Source organism: Neochlamydia sp. TUME1 (assembly GCF_000813645.1).
Taxonomy (GTDB): domain Bacteria; phylum Chlamydiota; class Chlamydiia; order Chlamydiales; family Parachlamydiaceae; genus Neochlamydia.
The window spans coordinates 1-20,584 of the sequence record NZ_JRXI01000201.1; the positions used below are offsets into that span (position 1 = coordinate 1).

Genomic DNA, 20,584 nt, shown 5'->3' on the forward strand with positions numbered 1-20,584 from the left:
GATAGCCAATAGGACCACCTTTTTAAATTCCGCTTTAGCGACAAACTCAATCAAAATCATTCTCTTATTTAAGCTATCCAAATTGATTGGATGGAAGCAGCTAGAAGAAGAATTTGATAAGCTGTTTGTAGAAAAATAGGCCAACCAGCTAAGCCTGTAAGGTTAGCTGTAGGGCTCCTTACCTTGTAACACATGTATAGAATTTCTGATGAAAATGTGGTGTATCGGTGGGTAGAAAATGCTTACTGGCAATATTTTTGTGGGCATGGTTTTTGGCACCAGGCGCACCCATTCTACTTCTTTAATTAACACGAGTTATCGGATAAGGAAATAGCTGAAAAAAGACCTTCACATGTTTCAAAAGTATTTTGTACTAAAAAAGCTTAAAGCTAGAATGTCAAAATGGTTGAAAACGATAGCCACTTGTTAATCTCCATTAACATTGCATGTTCTTAAGGAAATCCTATTGTTGCCTCTCTTCTCACTTATGATATGCTTGCATTTCTTAAAATAAGACCTTCCTGAAATTACTTCGCTATACAATATAGTCGCTCCTTAAAGCACTTCAAAGAGCCTATCAAAGACTGCAAAATTTACACAGAAATTCTAAGTCTGTCTGAGGCAAGTTAGAAAATAAAATGTAATAAAATGGCTTACTGTCAGAAGTAGAGCCATAACACTTCAGGCTATGGGTTTAGCAAGAGGTCCTTTCTATAGGGGAGAAATTTTATGAAAGAGGGTGTCTGGCTCTTATAAAGCTTAATAAAGCTTTTATTTCAAGATTTGCGGCCCGATACAACGACTTTCAAGTTATCTAGCAATTCACAAATAAGAGATTGATGGACTTTAGAAATCGAGACATTTTTTTGATCAAGGATTGCAGTAAGCTTCTTGAGTTGTTGAATAGTATTTTCTCCCCAATTTGGTCCCCTTTTATCTTTGTCTTCTAAAGGAAAAAGTTCTCGAATTTTAATTAAGAGTTCAGCTTTTGTTTCCCCTTGATAAGACTCTACAAAATTTTGCTTTTTTTCTAGAGGGGCTTCTCGGCTTGCCAAAGTATAAACGGCCTGACGAGGCATCGCTTCTATTTGAGGACGCAATTTTTTGGGGAGCTGTTCATAAAATTCATAATACTGTAAGAAATTATAAGGGGTTTGACGGTTGCCATAGGCTGCTAATAGCCAGGCTGTAAAAGCACCATCCTTATAACGAGTAAGAATAGATTGCGCTTTTTTTATGCGTTCTCCGTGCAAAATTGCAGCTTGGTTGTTGATTGCTTTGACTTCAGAAGTAATAGAAGTTAGAGAGGTAAAGTCTTGCTCTAGGTCTTCCTTTCCTACGGCATATTGGCGCAATAGATTAAGAAGAAATTCTTTTTCTTTATCATTTAACTCACTGAGGCTAAAAATCCCCGAAAAACTGGTAAGATTTCCACTGGCTGATTGCTTAGCTAAGGCAGACATTTTAGAAGTTTGACTATTTTTCTTGAGGCGCTCTGATATCAAGCTGTTAACATGGCTCATGGCTTTTTGTATCCTTAAGGATTTGAAGGTAAAAAGGGGTAAAAATTTTATTAGTTAAGGCGCTAGTTCTTAATCTAAAATTGTATTTTTTTCTTAGCGATCATCTTTTATGGGCAGGTCAATGTAAAGCGGCTTGACATTATAAGCGTTTAAGAAGTTCTTTAGTTAAGGCAATATAGTCTTCAGCTGCCCTGCTATTAGGTACAGTATCAAAGATGGGCTTACCAAATATGGAAGCCTCCGATACACAGATGTCTCTACGTATTTTAGTTTTTAAGAGTTTCTTGGGAAAAGTTTTATCGATGACTTCTAAAAAAGCCTCATTACTTTTTCCGCGTGGATTCCAAAAGGATAGAATCACTCCTAGTAAATTTAAAGGGTGACGTTGCCCGATACTTTCCATAAACTGCGAGAGCCTTTCCAATCCTTTAACGCTATAGAATTCTGGGGTTGCACATACTAGCGCGTGCTGAGCGGCAATCAAAGCCGATTCAGTTAACCAACAAAGAGAAGGCGGGGTATCAATAATAGTAAAATCGTAGGGAGCATCTTTAATACAGTCACTTAATCGCTCATGAGAGTAGCGGTCAGAGGCCAGCTGGCCAGTCACTTCCACACGCTCGAGCCATGTATCTGCAGGAATAAGATCAAGGTTGCCAACACTAGTTTTTTTGATTACTTCTTTTAGAGTTTTATTACCTTGCAAAACTGTAGCCATACTATCATTTTCATCAGGATCAAATCCTAAGCCTGTTGTTAAGTTGGCTTGTGCATCAAAATCTATTAAGAGCACCTTCTTTTTATGAAACTTAGCTAAGGCAGCACCTAAATGCAAAGCACTCGATGTTTTAGCTGTTCCTCCCTTAAAGCTGCTAATAGCTATACAATGCATGATGAGGAAGTCTCCTTCTTAAAAGGTGTTTCCAAGCTTCGGCTCTTTCTTTCTTGCTCTATCTGTAGAATTAATTCATCCAGTTCAATTTGGCCATGCACTACATTGTCACGAGTGCGCAGATTAATGGTCTTATTATCCTGTTCTTGATTACCTACAGTCAAAATGTAGTTAATCTGAGCAAGCTGAGCATTACGGATTTTTTTGCTAACAGATTCGCTGGCATCATCTACATCTGCATGAAAGCCCTTCTTTTTCAGTATAGCGCATATTTCATCAGCATAAGGAGCATGCCTATCAGCTACTGTTAAAATACGCAATTGAAGAGGGCTAATCCATAAAGGAAATTTTCCTGAAAAATGCTCAATCAAAATACCAAAAAATCGCTCCACAGAGCCAAAGATGGCCCGATGCAGCATGACAGGCCGTTGCCGGCTTCCATCGGCTGCTGTATATTCTAATTGAAATCTTTCGGGAAGAGCCATGTCCAATTGTATCGTTCCACATTGCCAAGTACGATTGATGGCATCGCGAATATGAAAGTCAATTTTAGGCCCATAAAAAGCCCCATCACCTGGATTAATTTTATAAGAATATCCTGACTCGTCTAAAGCTTCTTTCAAGCCTTTGGTAGCCATTTCCCATTCTTCATCGCTACCAATCGTATTCTTTTCCGGACGGGTGGAAAGTTCTAGATGATAATGCAATCCAAAAGTAGTATAAAGGCTGTCGGCCATGCGAAGAATAGAAAGGATTTCCTGCTTGATATCACTAGGCTTCATGAAAATATGGGCATCATCTTGGTGGAAACTACGGCAGCGAAATAACCCTGATAAAGAGCCCGAGGGCTCATAGCGATGTACATTACCTATTTCAGCCACACGTAAAGGAAGCTCTCGATAGCTATGCACATGAGATTTATAAAAAAGCATACAGCCAGGACAATTCATGGGTTTAATGGCATAATCATGGTCTTCAATAGAAGAGGAAAACATATTTTGCTTATAGTTAGTCCAATGGCCTGAAAGCTCCCAGAGTTCACGGGCCATCAGTGTAGGAGTTTTAATTTCAATGTAGTTTCCCTCTTCTAAATATTCTCGAATGAATTTTAATAAGGTGTTCCAAATGATCATTCCTTTGTGATGAATAAAAGGCATGCCAGGAGCTTCCTCTTTAAGAGAGAATAGATCAAGATGAGGTCCTAAGACTTTATGATCCCTTTTTTTAGCCTCTTCGATTTGCTGCAAATATTCTTTAAGCATTTTACGATCAGGAAAAGAGATGCCGTAAATACGAGTGAGCATCTCTCGTTGAGGGTCCCCTTTCCAGTAAGCTCCCGAAGTTTTCATTAACTTTATGGCTTTAACTTTTCCTAAATTAAAAAGATGAGGCCCGCGGCAAAGATCGAAAAATTCACCTTGATGGTAGCCGGTAAGTTCCGAATCAAAGCTATTGATTAATTCAGTTTTGTATTGATTATTTTCAAAAGCTTGCAATGCTTGTTCTTTGGAAGAAAAAATTTCTCGTTTCGTTACATAGTTTTCACCAATGATAGCTTGCATTTCTTTTTCAATTTTTTCAAAATCACTTTCCGAAATATTTAGATGGGCAAAATCATAATAGAAACCATTCTCGATAGGTGGCCCGATAGTGGGCTTAGCTTCTGGATAGAGACGAAGAACCGCTTGGGCTAGTATATGAGCAGATGTATGCCAGAAAATCTCTTTACCTTTAGGATCTTCAAAGCTAAAAAATTCGACCTCATCTCCCTCGCTTAATTCTTGCGATAGGTCATATTTTTTTCCATTAATACTTACCCCTAGAGCTTGATGAGGGCCCCGAAGATTCATCTTTTCTGCTAAATCTCTAGCTGTGCTTTTTTCAGGAATTTCTATAGATTGCTGGTTATTCAATTTGACGAACATAGTAATTAGCTTATCCTTAAGATGATAATTAATAATAACCTTCCTTAAAACATTTGGCAAGGAAAGAAATTGTCGAAGTTAACAGACAATAGGGAGGTCGTGCAAGTAAAAAAGAGGGAAGGAGGGAGGGATAGGCCTGGATGTATGGATGAAGCAAATAAAACTGTTTAATTAATATAATTTATTAGTAGAATTATTGCTAATTCAGTTGATGAAAATAATTAAAGCTTTTTTTGCTAAAGGCTGTGGTTTATATAGCAACCATGTTAATAGTATGAATTCAATCCGTGTTATTAAATTTGAAAATTTAGTAGGTAGATTATGGTTAAATTTTTTAAGCCTCTAATTGTAGAGTCTGCTTCCCAGGACCCTTATCTTCAAAGTTCTAAATATGAAAAAATTCGCGCTAAAACCGTACGCTATCAAGGGACTACGTATGAAAAAATTACTTATAAAGAGCTTAATGTTCATAGCTTAGGATGGCGCATATGTTATGGCGTCTTGGCAGCTTTAGCTACTTTATCTTTAATTCCTTTAGCTTTAGATTATAAAGGAGTAAAAAAATTATGGTTGCGTGCGTCTACAGGGACTAGAGACAAAGTAATATGGGTCGCTCAAAAAGCTATCAACCCATTATCAGATAATCTTCCTAATCTAGGAAAGGCAAAAAATCAAGAAACTAATTTTTTAAAGGATGTAAGGAAAAGGGAAGCGGCTTTAATTGAAGGCCGATGGACTGGTAAGTCAACTAAGAAGGAGGCTACAGCAAAGGCTCAAGCTGCAGTAAAGATTAAAGATAGTGGTATTTTAGAGGATGTAAGGAAAAGGGAACAGGCATCTATTGAAGCTAAATTACCTAAGCAGAGTGATAAGCCAATTTCTGCAGGAAATTGGGGCAAGGATTTTATAAGTCGGGTGAGAAGAAATCAAAAGACTCAGCGTGAACTTAAAATGGCGCGAGAAGTGAATACCACCCCCCAAGCGAAAGTAGAAGAAGCAACACTGCCAGCAAAAAGGGGTACAAAAAAATCTCGTAAAAAAAGTTTTTCGGTAAGGTTTAGCCAAGAAAGAAAAAGGGAATATAACAAAGAGGCCCCACCTATAGAGGTAGATCATCAAACATCTATAAAAAGAAATCTTTAATATCTAGTAAAAAATAATTTTTCCTTGTTTATTATTAATCTTTTGATTGGGAAAGTAATTTGTCTACTCCCTTTTACGTTGGTTTTGAATAGCTTAAAGGGGAAGGGGCTTTAAGAGGATTTTGTTTATCGATTGTTCTTTTACAACTTATTGCCACCTTGTATATGATGCAAAAAAATAGACATAAGGTTGTAAGGTGGAGTTTGAAAAAATTTTATCTCTTTTATCCCGTTCTCCCCATCCTATAAATGATAGAAATTTTTTTACTGATGTTTTTACCTATGTTTCTCAGCGTCGTAAACGCTTCTTAGCTAAAGATGCCGACAATCTGAAACGTGTGGCTAGTGAGGAATATGATGAACTTTCTAAAAGATTAGATCGATCAAAATTTCAGGAAAGCTGTGCGGTACGTAATGTTTTAAAAACTAGGAGGTTAGCTAATCTATTAATCAATGATAAAGGAGAATTGAATTTTGCTTTACTCACTAAAGTTATCCATCTTATTTCCCAGCATCTTTATTTTCTAGGCCCTGAGCGCCAGCATGACTCAGTACGCCAGGAGCATCTTTTAAAAGCTTTGAAAGTATTAAATGAGAATAAAGATGTGCAAAGACAGCTGCACGCCATTCAAAAGCCTTACTCCAATAGGATTGCCGAACAGCTGATTATGGCTACCTTACAGCTACCTGAAAAAACTACTCTTACTAATGCTCATGCACGTCGAGCAGCTCTTTCTGCTTTTCTTTGTTATCTTAGGCAGAATATAGGTTCTTGTTTTGCTACTGCCCCCTGCCTTATTATCCATGATGAGCAGCCCCTTAGATTTTTATTAGATATTGATGAGTTGCTAATTACAGGTCGATTAAAAAGGACTTGGGGTGGAGCGGAATATTCTGTACCTTTAAGCCCTTCCTGGGGCTCAGGAGATCTTAAGAAAATCATCCCCACCTCCCTAGCAAATTTATCTTTATCTCCAGGCTTAATAGCTGCTTGCGAGGTAATAGGGTTGGTCGATGTAGAAGCAAGCCTAGATGCAAAATGTATCCAACTAAAAGCGTTAGCCAAAGAGATCATAAAAGTTCAAGACGAAAATTCTATCTTTTATATTTCTGCTGAACAGCTGCTTAAACTAATGTTGCTAAAGTATTTTAATATCACCACAAAGGATCTAGAGGATTACCAACAAAGGACTTCAGAGTCGATGCAAAGTAGCTTGATGTTCCAAGTTCCTCAAGCAGGCTCTAGTAAAGGCCAGGCCTGTGCTAATTTTTTACTTCATTATGACAAGGCTAAAGAGGCCTTTAAAGCCCTTGCTGATAATGCTCTTTTAAAAGCTTGGGAGTTTACAGTTGCCAGCTTTGCGGAAAATAAAGCAGGTTTTACTCAATGGAATCTGTATGCTAGCTTAGGCTTAGAACCGCAAGAAAAAGGAGGAATTGGCCAATGTTTATATGCTTTTTTACAAAAAAAGCTTGAAGAGACCCAGGCTAAAATGCAGAGTTTGGAGGAAGAACATGCCCAAATTTATGCTCAAGTGAAGTATTTAGAAGGACGTATGCAGCATGCTTCGGAAAAAGAGGCTGCCTGGTTAAAAGCTGAATATCAAAGTAAGCGCAATGAGTTTTATACTTTCGAGGATTTAAAAAACAAAACTCATCGGAAAGCCTCAAGGTATGCAAACTTATTTAACCTAATCATTCAGTATTATACGGAGCTTTTCCCCAAATATTTCCAAGAAGTATATGATGCGGATATGCATGATTTTACTGCTAACCCCTATGATGATAGCCCTGCAGGTTTTCGATTGCTTTATAAGTTTGGGAGAAACAACCCAGCTTCTTGGATGCGTATTTATGAACCTTCTCAATTCATTGATTCTTTAGCTAGCTTTTTTTCAACCACAGAAAGTGAAATAGCTTCGAGTGCGGAATTGGAAGGCATGAAAGATGAGTATGCCGAAATGGTTACCGCTATTATTTCGCATGTGCGAACCAACGAATTTTTGGAAACCTCCTTTTATCGCATGGCAGCTGCTCATCACTCCCGTATAGTTCACGCTCCTTTAGAACATTTAGATCAGATTGAAAAGAAGCCCTGGTGTTATACTTCGGGGGGCAGCATGGAAACTTTAGTATCTACCTACTTTCGCCGAGACAGCAAACCAGTAAAAATTAGCCGTTGGATAGAAAGTCCTGTAGAATTTTTGGTTTTTTTGACAGATATTATGAAACAATCTCCCCCTTCTATTAGCGAAAGATTTCTTAAAGACCCTACCAAGCTTATGTTAATGCACTCTCCCACCCATGCCTTTGGTTTTAGGCCAGGTTTGAGTCCTTTTAAAGAAGCTTGGGCAAATGATGCATTTACTTATACATGGATAAGGGACAATCTGATTGCCCCTATGTCTAATTTCATCGAGCGCATACGCTTAAACAATGAGATGTTAGATTATCTTGTTGACTCTATTTCTCAAGGTTTACCCGCACATTATAGACATTCTTTTAGAAAAAAAATTATTGGCTTATCCAGTCCTATGAAAACAGTAGAGTTTCGAAATCATTTATTGGGGCAAATCCAACAGGAGCGGGGACTAGGAGCACAAGAAAGAGCAGCGCTTTCGTCCGATGTAATTGATGGAACTTTATACAACTTATTGCCTCTATTTTCTATAGAAGAGTTAGAAGAACGCGTAAAAAATGTTTTTAAGGAACTAAAGGATATTATCTTTATCGATGAAAATAAGTTTCCGCTACAGGCTTGTTTAAGGGCTTTGATTAAAAGTTCCCCAAAGACTAAAGTTGTTACCTCTCAGGCCTTACAAGATGTTTGTAAAGCAATTGTATGCCTTTATCTAGATCGTACCTGTTGCTCTCTAGATTATCATCTTCGAGTGACTCAAGCTGTGCAAAAGCTAGGTTATGCCATGCCTAGCTCAATTTTTTTTGCGGATACCAATTGGGTAAAAGATTATTTTGCCTTTGTGGTCAATCCTGGAAATGGCTCTTTAGAGTTATGGCGGGTAGATGTTTTAGGGTCAACAGGCTACCCGATGAGCCTATGGGAGCATTGGTTAAACGGCTCTCAGCGCCAGTCTCAATGGGGAGTGTATCCGCGTCCTTATGAATATACTTTCTAGCTTTATCAAGCGATCAGGATGAGCCGATTCAAACAAGCTTTAGAACACACTTAAAGTTTAATTAATTTCTTAGATTTTTTTATCTACCCCCGTTTATTGCAAGGTTAGGAGTTCTTTTGTATAAACCCACATTCCGCAGGTTGTAACGATCCCAAGATATTATTTTTTAGTAATTTTGATAAATTAATTTTAGCCCCCCTTACTCACTATTTTTTATGACTTTCTGAAAACAAGAAAGGAGTAGAATTTAGATTAAAGAATTAATTTTTTTAACGGGTTAACAATCAAAGGATTAAAATTAATGAGAGGAACGTGGACCTACAGCTTTTTTTAGAAAAAACTATTCTTGTTCCACCCTAAGCATAGAAAGCGAAAACATGAAAGATGAAAAAGTATTGTAGCAAAGACTTTAACCCCCTTAGGATTTCTCCCCTATGTAATGCAATTGAGATAAGAGAATAGGATAAATTAATTAATCCATCATAATCCAAAAACTACTATGACTACAGGAGGATTGATTAACTATTTAATGAGTAAGAACTTATGTTTTGACTCAACCCTCATTTCAGAAATTATAGGCCAATGGAGATTAACCTGCGGAATGTGGGTATAAAGTTCAAAACTATTTCTTCGCTTTATATAGGCCGTACTTATCTAAAACCATTTTCTAAGATTAAGGCACAGGTTTTTATCCATGATAGCATAAGAAGTTGTTGAAAAGAGTATTGTTAGGCTAATGTCCAAGTATCCTTATCTTTTTCATCAGCTTTTGCTTTTTTCTTGTTAAGGATGTTTTAAAATGCTGCTTAAATACACTGTGGATATAGAGTTTAAAAAGTAAATTCACCCTTGCAAGCTGGCCCTTTCTTTAAAATATAATCTTTATTAAGTATATGTTTGCATAAAGAGCTGCTCAAAAGCATACAACTCTTCCTTTCTAGGTAGAAAATCATCCAAGGTAATAAAAAACTCTACTAGCTATTAAACGATTAAGATTTTCACTGCGGTCATTAGCTTCTCTTTTTTTCATTATTATGAAGTTTAGCTTCTAATGTTATTCTCGGCTTTATTTTCATCCTTTAACATTTAACTTAGTGTTCTTCTCGCTGGCTTCTCAAAGGGTTTTTCTGTAAGGACATAATTTTATTAAAACCTATAAACATAATTTAAAATTCCTCATTTATCGGGAATAAGTATTGACTTTTAGCCGATTAATCTTTAAAAGATATGCATCGAAAAGTACGATTGAAAGCAATTTTAGCTTTTTATGATTAATAGCTTTAGTGTCATACTTACAGGTACTAGAAGCTAGTTACTCATAATAAAAAAGCTAATGTTGAACACTTAAACTTGCAATGTAAGTAATAACGGAGAAGTCATGAAACATTATAAACTACTTTTCTCGCTCTTAGCGCTCATGGGTATAACATCTATTATCAGCGCACAAGAGATTGAGAATAATAGATTGAGTCAAGAAGGAAGATTGAACGAAAGAGATTTCAATGCCCTTCAAGAATATATTTCAACTAAAAGAAACGTAGATCTTGCCGAGAAAGCCAACAACTTAAAAGTAAGTGGCGATGTTAGATCTGAATGGCGTCATGTGAATGAGAAAGGCGTTCTTCCTAAAACCGAAGGAGGAAAAAGTGTTTTTTCTCAAGCCCATTATGTAAGCGATGGCGATTATAAAAAACTGCGAGGCGGCAAAGCTACAGATCCTTACACGATTAAAGACAAGGTTACTCCTCGTGGACTACCTTTATCTCGCAATGATTTTAATGTTGAATTCAACGTTTTCTTTAAATATGAATATGACCGTGCCTATGCCGTAGCTCATTTGCAATACGATAATGCATGTGGGGTTTCCGACAATGGATGGTTAGATTTTAGCCAAGATCCTGCCGGATACCATGGTAGCGGTGCAGGAAAAGATTTCAGTTTAAAAAGAGCTTATTGGGGATATAACATCTACGAAGGTGGCGGCACTCGCTTCGATATTGAGGTAGGTCGTCGTAAACTTTACGATGTTTTTGAATCTGAAGTGCAGTTTGGTAGCCGTATGGATGGTATCGCTCTTTACTATAGTGGAAGTACTGAAGCTATAGGAGAATGGTATTGGACAGTAGCTGGTTTTGTGGTGGATGAACGAGTTAATCACTTAGCTTATGCTACAGAAATTGGCTTAATGAATATCAAAGATTATGGACTAGATGTTCAATACTCTTTCATTAACTGGAATAAATATGGCCGAAACCGTTTTCTTGTAAGAAATCCTAATGGCTTTAGATTTAAAACATCCCAGCTTACTCTTACTTATCACTTAAATCCTGATTGGTTCTGGGGCAAGCCTACTCAAATCTTCGGTGCTGTGCTTTATAATGGCGAAGGACGTCATAGATCAGGTGCTTATGAAGGTCGTAGGGACGAACTCAACCCAACCCAATGGTATGTTCACCATCATCAGAACCATCATCATCGCTCGGATAACCGTCAAAAATGGGGATGGTACCTTGGTTTCTTAATCGGTCAGGTTGAAAAAGAAGGCGATTGGTCTTTTGAAGCTCAATACCAATGTGTACAAGCTTATGCAATGCCTGATAACGATACTAATGGTATTGGCCGCGGAAATATCCTCGAAGAGAGTATTACCTATCAAGGACGTGGTAACACGAACTATAAAGGATGGAAATTTGAAGGCTTATATGCTTTAACTGACAACTTGTCTCTTGATGTTAAACTAGAATTAACAAGAGCAGCTAAAAAGAGTATTGGTGGAAAACATCATTATTCCAATTTTGTAGCTGAAGCTATTTACTCTTTCTAAATTAAGAGAGACAATCTAGCCTAAATACAAAAGCTAAAATTTGGTGTCTTCGATGCCAAATTTTAGCTTTTTAATTAAATTTTTTCTTTTCTCTCTTATAATTTTGCTCTTCAAAAAATGTTAAAAGTCCAATAAATAGCCCCCTAGACTCTCTACCTCAGCAAAAAAATTATTCCTAAAACATTTGCTAATCAGTGAAGTTTATAGTTTAAGTAAGCACTAAATTCTTGTAGTAGGGATAGAAAAAATAGGATAAAGAAATTTAATTCCTCTCTCTTCTCTATGTAGGCCTAAAAATTATTTGTTAGGCTTATTGAAAGCTCTACTTAATTTTTTGCCGAAATTCTTAAGAAGCCTGTTGACAGATTAAGCAGGCCTTTGACATAACATGCATTTTCACCAAAATTTGGTAATTCACTATGACTATGATTATTAAAAGAACGCTAATAGGAGTAATAGCATTTTTATCATCCCAAGCAGCTGCACAAGCAGCGGATAATTGTGGCAACAATCTTTGTGCAGACACTGAACTTACATCCCACTGTCTAAACAGCCCTGCAAAGAGCTTGGAGAAAGCGGATAGTGTCTATTGCTCTGTAAATGACAAAAGGAATTCTTATGAGATGGAAAGAGAGAATGCTTATGAGCAAACGTCTCCTTTATCACCTCATCAATTTTATATAAGCCCAACCTTTTATCATATTCATAGGGAACGCTCGTTCAATACAGGGAGCTCTAAGCAACATAACTTTATCTATGGAGTTCATGCAGGCTATGATAGGATTAAGCGCTGTCGCCTCTATGGGGGCTTAAATGCCTTGTATGCTGCGGGAAAGTTACAAGGACGCAGCGCAAAAGGCCATAAGCTTAAATCCTGTTATAGAGAGGGAAATGTTGAAGGGCGCGTAGGCTACACTTTTCAGATGAAAAGAGGCTGGATGCCCACATTTGTACCCTACTTGGGGTATGGATACTTGTGCGAAACTAACAAATTTCTTAAACCCTCCCCTGTAATTCATAAAATGCGCATTTCTTATGATTATTTTACAGTAGGGTTTCTCTCTCTCTTTTATCCCCATCCTTCATGGGGGATAGGAATCAACTTTAAAACACGCTTCCTTTTTACTAGTAAATGTAAGATCAGCGATGACCCTGATCCTCATCAAAGAGACAGCACGATTAGCCTAGAACACAAAATTCAGTATCGTTTTGAATTACCTCTTATTTACAGATTAAATGGCTGGGCAGATAAGCTAGCCTTATCTGTGGTACCCTTTTATGAGTATAGACATTATGGGGGACATCCAGATTTTCCCTTTGATTTTGCAGAAACTAAGATGAACAATTATGGCTTTGATTTTCGCTGCTTGTATATGTTCTAAATGTTCATCATCTTTCAGATCGATTAAAAGTTTTTTTGCTGATCATACGCTTGTTTCTTCATCATTTTCTGCAATATTTTTAGCTTCTGCCCACTAGCATAAGTGCATAGAGTTTGGAATAAAAGGCGAGGCTTTAAACAGTAGGGGGAGAATGGGAGCAGGAGTGCTAAAAAGTTCCTTATAAGCTTGTCCTCTATCTTATTTAAGAGCCAGTTTGTAAGGTTTGAATTTAATAATACCAACTTAAAAAAAGGTAAAGATGGAAATTATAATTACATGCATTAGACTTTTCCGCTATTTAACAAAAAGAGGCCAAGGCTCTCTTTTAAACAAAAAAAGGCTAAATAAGGGAAAATTTTTTCCTTGCTTAAGAAAAACCTTAAGAAAAGGCTTTTCAATGAATTTTCTAGCTTTTTTGTTTTCTCTTTGTCTTATTTTTCCTATCTATCTGCGCTAGATATGAGAGTGGCAGATCCTTGCGGTAATAGCTTTTTGATTCAGGTAGATGAAAATGCTCCTTTCCTTGAAGTCTTAGAAGGAATCCAAGCTCATCTAGTGGAGCTAGATATAGCTCAGAAGACGGCAGGATCATATTTAAATGGCTCAGAAGCCAATCCAGAGCTATCTTTTAATTACACCATAGGAATACCAGAAATATGTGTGAATAAAGGTAAACATAAAGTGACACGTAATTATTCGAGACCTGTTAGTACAGATGAAAAAAATAACATTCGTTATGTCATTCGTTCATTAGCCAAATATAATTTAGCTCAACTGGCAAGAGAAAAATCCTCTTTAGAAAGAGCAGGAGATAAAATCAACCATCTACATCCTTTTCGGTTTTTACAATGTATATTCAATGATGAAGAGCTCAAAGCAGGCCTACATGCTATTCGTAAAAAAGGTGGGTATGTGTGGAGCAATTACTATGATGGAATGAAAAGCAGTTTAAATGAAGAGTTTGATAAAGATAATCTGATCCAATTTACTTGCGATTTTGCCGACAATGTCGGAGTGAATGTAAACGAGATTTTACCTTATGTGCAAGCGCGCCAGTGGAGTAATTTGGTGGATGTACTTATTAATAGCATCCCTCGCCAAGGAAATCCTCAGCGCTACGATATGTGAAACGAAAAGGGTTAGGAAAGAGCTTAAAGATCAATGGACGAAATTTAATAAAGGAAGGATGGATGGCAGAAAAATTTTTCTCGCGGCTTAGTTATAGTTTTGGCAATGAAGATTGGAGATCTGAGCAGGAAGCCTTAAAGATTAAAACAGGAGATCGAGTTCTTAGCATTACGGCAAGTGGGGACCGCCCGTTACATCTTCTTCTGGATGATTGTGAGGAAATTGTTTCCATTGATGCTAATCCTATTCAAAACCATCTTTTAAATCTGAAGTGCGTCGCGATGCAACATCTCTCTTACAAAGAGTACATTGAATTTCTAGGCGCTGTGCCAGCACGTAAGCAACGCCTGCATACTTTTCAAAAGTTGCTTCCGCATTTTGAGGAAAAATCTAGACACTACTGGATAAATAAAAAAAAGATGATAGAGAAAGGCGTGCTTTATCAAGGAGTGGTAGAAAAAAAGTGCCAATCAATCGTAGCGCCTCTGCTACGTATATTAAGAGGTAAAAAAGTAGATAAGTTATTTGAATTCTCTGATCTTAAAGAACAGCAAGAATTTGTGAAAAAAGCATGGGATAAGGTTTACTGGCGTAAGTTGTTTGATTTAAGCTTAAATTCGGCGCTAGCGCGTTTGCTTCTACGTTGTATTGTAAGTGATCCTGGCTTATATAACCACCTTAATGGGGCTACACGAGTTGGTAGCTATCTTTACAGGCGCATGCATAATAGCTTAATGCATAACCTGGCCAAAGAAAGTTTACTATTTTCATTAATTTTTAAAGGTAAAGTAGCTCCTGAGGCCTTTCCTCCCTATTTAACACAAGAGGGTGTAAGCATTATCAAAAAAAGAACCCATCGCCTTAAAGTAAAAAATATCGATGTGGTAACATTTTTAGAGACCAGTCCCGCTAATAGTTTCGATTGTTTTTCCTTGTCCGATGTGGCTTCTTATTTAAGCCCCAAAAATTTTGCAAAGATGATGCAGGAAGTTCTACGGGTAGCTAAGCCTCAGGCTCGTTTTTCAATTCGTCAATTTTTATCTAACCATCAGCTTCCTGAAAATCTGGTAAGTTCCTTTGCAAGGGATGGGGAGCTAGAAGATAGGTTGGAGAAAAAAGATCGCTGTTTTGTCTATCGTTACATGGCAGGCACTATAAGTAAATAATTAATACCCCTATGCTTTTAAGCCGATTGCTATGCAATCGTGTTACTTGATAAATTCTTGCATCTAAAGAATTTGCCCAGAAAAAGTTTTAAACTCTGCCGATGAAAAAGAAAGAGCCTGTTTTAGCGCTCAATAAAAAGAGGCTAAACCGTTAGCAGGGCGTGAAGGTAGGAAATGTGTATAAAAAAGAGGCGGAGGGGGAAAGCTAAAAGTAGAGGCTTCCTAACGGGGAGGGGCAATTTTAATGAAGATCCCCTTTATTTTTAAAGGGGCGGAAAAGAGAAAACTTATATTTGCTAAGGAAAAGCGATTTTAGCTTTTCCCAATAGATTTCCCTTACAAAAGGAGTAAACCTCTGAAATAATAGAAACCATTATATTTTTTTTCATTGCCCATCTGCTCAAAATTTCTTAAGGGCTAGTGATCAAAGTTTCGAAGAATACAATTTAAGAAAGATAAGGGAATAATTGGAGCGTAGCGGGGTCGAACCGCTGGCCTCTACAATGCCATTGTAGCGCTCTACCAACTGAGCTAACGCCCCTCAAGCAAAACAAAAATTGTATGATGAAGCTTGTTTTTGAGCAAGAAGAATCCCTCTTCTTTTAAATATTTTTTCATTATGCGGCATACTCTTATAATGAACGCCGCTTAATAGCTTTTATACCGAGAGGTTAGTAGAGTATTTTTAGACTGTACTATTACTTTTCTCTAGGTAAGCTTTCCACCATTTGTTAACATACTCAATCGTAGAAAGGGATGCAATGGTGGTTTCTACCACATCTTTCATTGCTTGGACTTTTTGCTCTATTAGCAAGGAATGATTTTCTTGCCTCTCTAACAATCCGTAAATCACTGCTAACCATGCTAACTCCTTATTTAGCAGGGTGGCGATCTTAGCAATCATTTTCCCTTCCTGGGCATGGGCCTTTTGATAATCATCAAAGCATAAAATGGAGATAGCTATAGCAGCTACTGCCGTTTGAATATTACGCATTTTCTTTTCATCTTTTTCATTATCATCGCTGAACTCTAGATCGGTCGTATCTATGCATACTTTGGGATGGGCGTAAATGACATATTCATTATTAATAAAAGGTCCTTCAAGGGTAGCAGCAGAAGATGAAGCTTTTACTTGCTTTAAGGGCGTGGAAGCTGCAGGCTCTTGCTTGGTAGAAGAAGAATTAAGAGACGATCTACAAGTGTTTTTTTTGTTTCCCAAGAGAGTATTCCATGAATTTTTAATCTGTTCATTAAAAAAAAGAGATTGCATAAGTGTATTGATTACATGCATCAAAGCAAGAGCCCGGGGATTAACTTTGCGTGCCTCTAGCAGTGAATAAATGGTTACCAGGGTAGAGATCTCCTTGTTGATAGCTAGCTGGAATTGATAGTAAAGAGCTGTTTGTTTGTTTTCTTCAGCCTGTTGAATGAGAATATGAATGATGCACTCTGCTAAAGAGGCTACAGATTTAATGATTTTACCCATTTTTTTATTGTCATCTTGAGAGTCATGAGTTAGCAATAAACTAAGGGGTTTGATTTCTTTATGAGTGTAGGTGATAGTATGTTTATTAGTAGAAGGATACAAAAGCTTTTCTTTGTAAAAATCTTTAGCAAACATGGGGCTTTGATAAGCATTTTGAGAGGTACTGGCTACTGAGGACATCACGATTTCTCCTTGTTAATTCCTATAAAGATACAAAATTTATCTTAATTGAATGAGTTGAGAAGAAAAGAGAGGGTAGAGAAGATAAAAAAAGTAATGTTAATCTAAAACTTCTTTTACCCATTTATTTTATAGAAAGCAATATCAATTTGGCGATAAGCCTGCCCAAAAGCTCAAAAAACACTTAAACTTTATTAATTTTTAGAGGTTTAAATTTCATCTAAGCTTGGATCTCGTTCAAATGCTTTTTGCCACCTTTCCATCATTGTTAATCCCTTATCTAATTCTCTATTAGAGTCTTTAGAATCTCTTTTTGCTTGATGGGTCCCTTCTTTTTTTTGATGGAGTGGGCATTAACCATCGATTGAAAAGAGATTTCAAACTGCTGGTGATAAAACTCGAAGCACCCTTCTACTGAAGTAAGAGGCTTAGATAAAAGAGTTTTTTTGGAGGAAAAGCGCAGGATGGATTTTTGCTTAACCTCTAAGGGGGAAGCCTGCTGTGTAGAGTATTTAAGTCTTTTTTGATAGCGAGCATTCAGCCATACTAAGAAATCTTCAACAGTTTCTGTCCTAGCATTTCGCCTTCGGGCAAGCCAAGCTAACTTTTTATCAGAAGTAATAATGGTTTCTTGACGAGGATTTTTACTATGTATTAATTCCTGCAAAATACGTTCATCTGCTGTTTCTCCCGCGCTTGTAAAAATAATTTCTAGTTGTTGCAGATGTGTACGGGAACTTTCCCCTGCTTGATGATGAGCATCAAAAATGATGGTGGCCTGGAGGCCAAGCAGATGAATTTTTTTATTTAAGTCTTGGATAATAGCTTCTCTTTGGGCTTGCAGCTCATTGTCAGCTTTTAACACGCGAAACATTAAATTATAGCCATCAATGAAATAATGCATACTCCTTATCAGCAATCTCTGAGCATTTCAAGAGAAGGGATTAATTTTTCAATGGCCTTGCGGCGATGAGAAATCCTATTTTTGGTCTGTTCATCAAGCTCAGCAAAAGTTTTGTCATAATCATGTTTAATAAAAAGAGGATCATAACCAAAGCCATGACGTCCACGCTCTTGATTGATAATGAGCCCTTCACAGGTGGCATGCACACTTTTTTTTATCCCCTCGGCAGAAGCTAAGGAAAGCCAGCATTCAAAGTAACCTGTTCGTTCAATATCTTCTAATCCGTGCATTTCGGCTAAAAGTTTTTGGCGATTTTCGCCATCGGTGGCCTCTAAGCCTGAATAGCGGGCCGAATAGATTCCTGGTGCCCCTTTTAAAGCAGGTATCACTAGCCCCGAGTCATCTGCTAATACCCATTTACCTAGTTTTTTAGCAGCATGCAAGGCTTTTCTTTCAACATTTTCTTTAAAAGATAATCCTTCTTCCGGAAGGGCTTCATAGTCTGGAAAATTAAGAAGGGATAAAATATCTAAGTGCGCCACTTCCTTAAAGGATTTTAACATGTCTCGCAATTCACGAATTTTATGGACATTCTGAGTGGCGAGAATAAGCTCCATTTAATCTCCTAAAAAACTACTAATTTTTGCGATAGAATAATTTTCGTCTCTAAATTTAAAAGCCTCACCTTCCTTGCAGCCTAGCATAGCTTGGGCATATTTTGACTGAAAAGAAAGAATATGCTCTTCAGGATTGGCATCCCAGGGACCTAAAATTTTATAAACTGTTTGATTTCCGGCACTATCGACGACTTCAACTACGCTTCCTATACCCACTTCGCTTTGAAGGATATCGTCTTTAGTAATGATGCGAGCAAGCTTAAGCTGGTCTGATAGAACTTTAAGCTCACCTTGCAAACGTGCTCTTCTTTCAACGGCAAATTTATACTCAGAGTTTTCTCTTAAATCTCCTAAAGCTCTAGCTGCTTCTACTTCACGGGCATTTTCTACCATCTCTACGGTACCAATTTGTCTGATTCTTTCCTGGGTACGCATGTACCCCTCTTCTGTAGTCCAAATGACATTATCATCCCCATGTTTTTTCTTATGTTTAGCTTCTGCTAGGGTAGGATGCACCACTTCAGCTAACGAACGTAAAATTTTGTTATCATGGTCGGTAAAAGTTTGACATTTTGACACCAAAAGAAGGAATTCTTTGATGAACTCAAGGGAAGTGCCCTCCAGAATAAAGCGAACTAAGGCATATCGCTTATTAATTATCATATTATAAATTTTCTTAACTAAATCGCGATATTCTACTTTACTCTCTAGATGGCTTAAAAGAACAAGGAAGGCTTCGAAAAATTGATTCAAGCCTTCTTTATCATGGAAGGGAAGCGTGGTATCTTCCTTATTAGCTAGCTTTTGGAAATACCATACAAATGTTTCAGGCGACTCAAAGGGATGATTAAGCATGTGGAAAATTTTTTCTTTTAGTAACTCTTTGTTTTCACTTTGATTGAGCTCTTTGAGAATATAATCCCTGATAGGGCTTTGCTGATTGGAAAATAATACTTGTAAGAATATTTCTGGCCAATCCGGGCGAAAATCTTTAACAAGGCCTAACACACGTTTTCTTAAGGCTTGAATTTCAATGCTATTGATAACTTGGGGTACATCTTTGAAAATTTTAATTAAGCTTTCTGCTGTTTTTCCCTCTACTTGATGGGCAAACATGCTTTCTAGGAATACATAAATCTGTAATTCTTGTTCGGGAGTTATCGTGGGATCAGATAAAAGATTTAATAGCTTATCTTTTAATGTGTTTTTAGTTTCTTGATTCTTACGCGCATTGGGCAGGTCACGGACAAAATTATAAGAAGACTGGATAAATTCATTAATGCTGCTAATATTTTGCAACGCTTTGGCCATTCTTTCATCAGCAGTAAGCTCGGCTTTTCTTAGACGGAACGGTTCTTTAAGTTGAGAGGGACTTTCTATCAGGGGATCTTTTTTTATTTTATTACGGGTTGCCTGCCACCATTTGGCCCATTCATTTTCAGGAATCACCAATTCGCAAAGCTCTTCTTTTATTTCTGCCGCATTTTTGGGTCCCAAATCCCGGAGCAGAAGTTTGATTACCTCTACCGCATTTTCTTTGGCCTCTTGTTCAAGTTTATCTGGATTAGAAAAACGGCGGGCAAGAAATTTATTATCCTCTAAAGGAATCAAGGTTTTGAAAGCATTAGCATAGGTAAGATATTTACGACCCGTCACATTTTCAAACTCTATCGTTACCTGTTCTCTAAGAGCCGAAATGTCTACAATTTCTCCCGTCCCCCATCCACCTGTATGGAATACAAACTTACCCTTAGCCATATGAGCAATTAAATCATAATTGGAAAGAGCTGATTGAAAATTTTCCTTAGTACGTAGCCCCACTAATTTTAATCTTTCATTTAGCAAAGGATCGTTTTGATAGCGCTGATTGATTTGCTCTAGAGCAATCTCTGCTAAGCGGGGCGTATGGGTTGTTTGCAAATCGATAAGAAGCTTGATAATCTGATATTTTCCTACAGGTTCCTCAATTTTTTCCCAGAGAGGTAGGGCTGTTTCAACGACTTTTCCGAAAGAAGCGGCAAAATCTGAGGTTTTGATTAATTTTAACAAATAATCTAACTCCTCTACCTCTACAATATCGCAGGTGCAATATTCTTCCCAAAGTTGTAAGAACTTGGCAAAGTTTCGATGATTAATCAGTGCCTGAAATTCCTCCAGATAACCCATGGTAGATAGCCCCTTATTAGTTAAAAGTGTTAAAAAATTTATTTTTTAAAGATTGTATTAAAGCAGTATAGCTTCTAAAAGGTATAGTGTAAAGGGAGATTTCCCAAATAGC

Annotated in this window: 14 protein-coding genes and 1 tRNA gene; 7 read left to right on the forward strand and 8 right to left on the reverse strand. The window is 37.3% G+C overall.

Features of this window, described 5'->3' with window-relative positions; translation table 11 throughout:
• Positions 1-192: 192 nt before the first annotated feature.
• Entirely contained in the window at positions 193-309 is a 117-nt protein-coding gene (locus DB41_RS13100) for a transposase (protein ID WP_080502497.1), read from the forward strand.
• 467 nt (positions 310-776) lie between these two features.
• Here DB41_RS13100 and DB41_RS09270 read toward each other — a convergent pair whose 3' ends face one another.
• The 3 genes from DB41_RS09270 to thrS form a co-directional block, all read right to left on the reverse strand.
• On the reverse strand, positions 777-1,523 hold the full coding sequence (locus tag DB41_RS09270) for a CT583 family protein (protein WP_039386552.1): 747 nt from the start codon (positions 1,521-1,523) through the stop codon (positions 777-779).
• 139 nt (positions 1,524-1,662) lie between these two features.
• Positions 1,663-2,415, reverse strand: coding sequence for a ParA family protein (locus DB41_RS09275; protein ID WP_039386553.1), 753 nt, complete (start codon positions 2,413-2,415; stop codon positions 1,663-1,665).
• Positions 2,403-4,340, reverse strand: a complete 1,938-nt coding sequence (thrS, locus tag DB41_RS09280; protein WP_039386554.1) for a threonine--tRNA ligase — start codon at positions 4,338-4,340, stop codon at positions 2,403-2,405. Before thrS ends, DB41_RS09275 begins: the two co-directional genes overlap by 13 nt.
• A 321-nt stretch (positions 4,341-4,661) precedes the next feature.
• Here thrS and DB41_RS09285 point away from each other — a divergent pair, with 321 nt between their 5' ends.
• From DB41_RS09285 to DB41_RS09315, 6 genes are all read left to right on the forward strand, one after another.
• Positions 4,662-5,483 carry a hypothetical protein gene (locus DB41_RS09285; protein WP_039386555.1) on the forward strand — a complete coding sequence of 274 codons (822 nt, stop codon included), beginning with the start codon at positions 4,662-4,664 and terminating at the stop codon, positions 5,481-5,483.
• A 196-nt stretch (positions 5,484-5,679) separates the two neighbouring features.
• Entirely contained in the window at positions 5,680-8,619 is a 2,940-nt protein-coding gene (locus DB41_RS09290) for a hypothetical protein (protein ID WP_039386556.1), read from the forward strand.
• A gap of 1,378 nt (positions 8,620-9,997) precedes the next feature.
• Positions 9,998-11,443, forward strand: a complete 1,446-nt coding sequence (locus DB41_RS09295; protein ID WP_039386557.1) for a hypothetical protein — start codon at positions 9,998-10,000, stop codon at positions 11,441-11,443.
• A 419-nt stretch (positions 11,444-11,862) separates the two neighbouring features.
• Positions 11,863-12,825: a hypothetical protein gene (locus DB41_RS09300; RefSeq protein ID WP_052244081.1), complete on the forward strand. Its 963-nt coding sequence runs from the start codon at positions 11,863-11,865 to the stop codon at positions 12,823-12,825.
• A gap of 363 nt (positions 12,826-13,188) precedes the next feature.
• Positions 13,189-13,953: a hypothetical protein gene (locus DB41_RS09310; protein ID WP_162180948.1), complete on the forward strand. Its 765-nt coding sequence runs from the start codon at positions 13,189-13,191 to the stop codon at positions 13,951-13,953.
• Between the two features lie 62 nt (positions 13,954-14,015).
• Positions 14,016-15,119 carry a DUF3419 family protein gene (locus tag DB41_RS09315; protein WP_155117656.1) on the forward strand — a complete coding sequence of 368 codons (1,104 nt, stop codon included), beginning with the start codon at positions 14,016-14,018 and terminating at the stop codon, positions 15,117-15,119.
• Between the two features lie 468 nt (positions 15,120-15,587).
• On the opposite strand, the gene DB41_RS09320 is transcribed toward DB41_RS09315, so the two are convergent.
• The 5 genes from DB41_RS09320 to DB41_RS09340 all read right to left on the reverse strand — a co-directional run bounded on the left by DB41_RS09320 (position 15,588) and on the right by DB41_RS09340 (position 20,472).
• A tRNA-Ala gene (locus DB41_RS09320) sits at positions 15,588-15,660 on the reverse strand.
• A gap of 144 nt (positions 15,661-15,804) precedes the next feature.
• A complete protein-coding gene (locus DB41_RS09325) occupies positions 15,805-16,785 on the reverse strand; it encodes a hypothetical protein (RefSeq protein WP_039386560.1) in 981 nt (326 codons plus the stop codon).
• Positions 16,786-17,065: 280 nt separating this feature from the next.
• Complete coding sequence (locus DB41_RS09330; RefSeq protein ID WP_080502498.1) at positions 17,066-17,689, reverse strand: NYN domain-containing protein; 624 nt, start codon at positions 17,687-17,689, stop codon at positions 17,066-17,068.
• 8 nt (positions 17,690-17,697) lie between these two features.
• Positions 17,698-18,306 carry an RdgB/HAM1 family non-canonical purine NTP pyrophosphatase gene (gene rdgB / locus DB41_RS09335; RefSeq protein WP_039386561.1) on the reverse strand — a complete coding sequence of 203 codons (609 nt, stop codon included), beginning with the start codon at positions 18,304-18,306 and terminating at the stop codon, positions 17,698-17,700.
• The gene (locus DB41_RS09340) at positions 18,307-20,472 is read right to left on the reverse strand and encodes a GreA/GreB family elongation factor (protein WP_039386562.1); all 2,166 of its coding nucleotides are present in this window, start codon (positions 20,470-20,472) and stop codon (positions 18,307-18,309) included.
• Positions 20,473-20,584: the final 112 nt, after the last annotated feature.

Coding starts and splice junctions, on each gene's coding strand:
- DB41_RS13100 (WP_080502497.1), top strand. CDS start 193: ATGTATAGAATTTCTGATGAAAATGTGGTGTATCGGTGGGTAGAAAAT.
- DB41_RS09270 (WP_039386552.1), bottom strand. CDS start 1,523: ATGAGCCATGTTAACAGCTTGATATCAGAGCGCCTCAAGAAAAATAGT.
- DB41_RS09275 (WP_039386553.1), bottom strand. CDS start 2,415: ATGCATTGTATAGCTATTAGCAGCTTTAAGGGAGGAACAGCTAAAACA.
- thrS (WP_039386554.1), bottom strand. CDS start 4,340: ATGTTCGTCAAATTGAATAACCAGCAATCTATAGAAATTCCTGAAAAA.
- DB41_RS09285 (WP_039386555.1), top strand. CDS start 4,662: ATGGTTAAATTTTTTAAGCCTCTAATTGTAGAGTCTGCTTCCCAGGAC.
- DB41_RS09295 (WP_039386557.1), top strand. CDS start 9,998: ATGAAACATTATAAACTACTTTTCTCGCTCTTAGCGCTCATGGGTATA.
- DB41_RS09300 (WP_052244081.1), top strand. CDS start 11,863: ATGACTATGATTATTAAAAGAACGCTAATAGGAGTAATAGCATTTTTA.
- DB41_RS09315 (WP_155117656.1), top strand. CDS start 14,016: ATGGCAGAAAAATTTTTCTCGCGGCTTAGTTATAGTTTTGGCAATGAA.
- DB41_RS09325 (WP_039386560.1), bottom strand. CDS start 16,785: ATGTCCTCAGTAGCCAGTACCTCTCAAAATGCTTATCAAAGCCCCATG.
- DB41_RS09330 (WP_080502498.1), bottom strand. CDS start 17,689: ATGCATTATTTCATTGATGGCTATAATTTAATGTTTCGCGTGTTAAAA.
- rdgB (WP_039386561.1), bottom strand. CDS start 18,306: ATGGAGCTTATTCTCGCCACTCAGAATGTCCATAAAATTCGTGAATTG.
- DB41_RS09340 (WP_039386562.1), bottom strand. CDS start 20,472: ATGGGTTATCTGGAGGAATTTCAGGCACTGATTAATCATCGAAACTTT.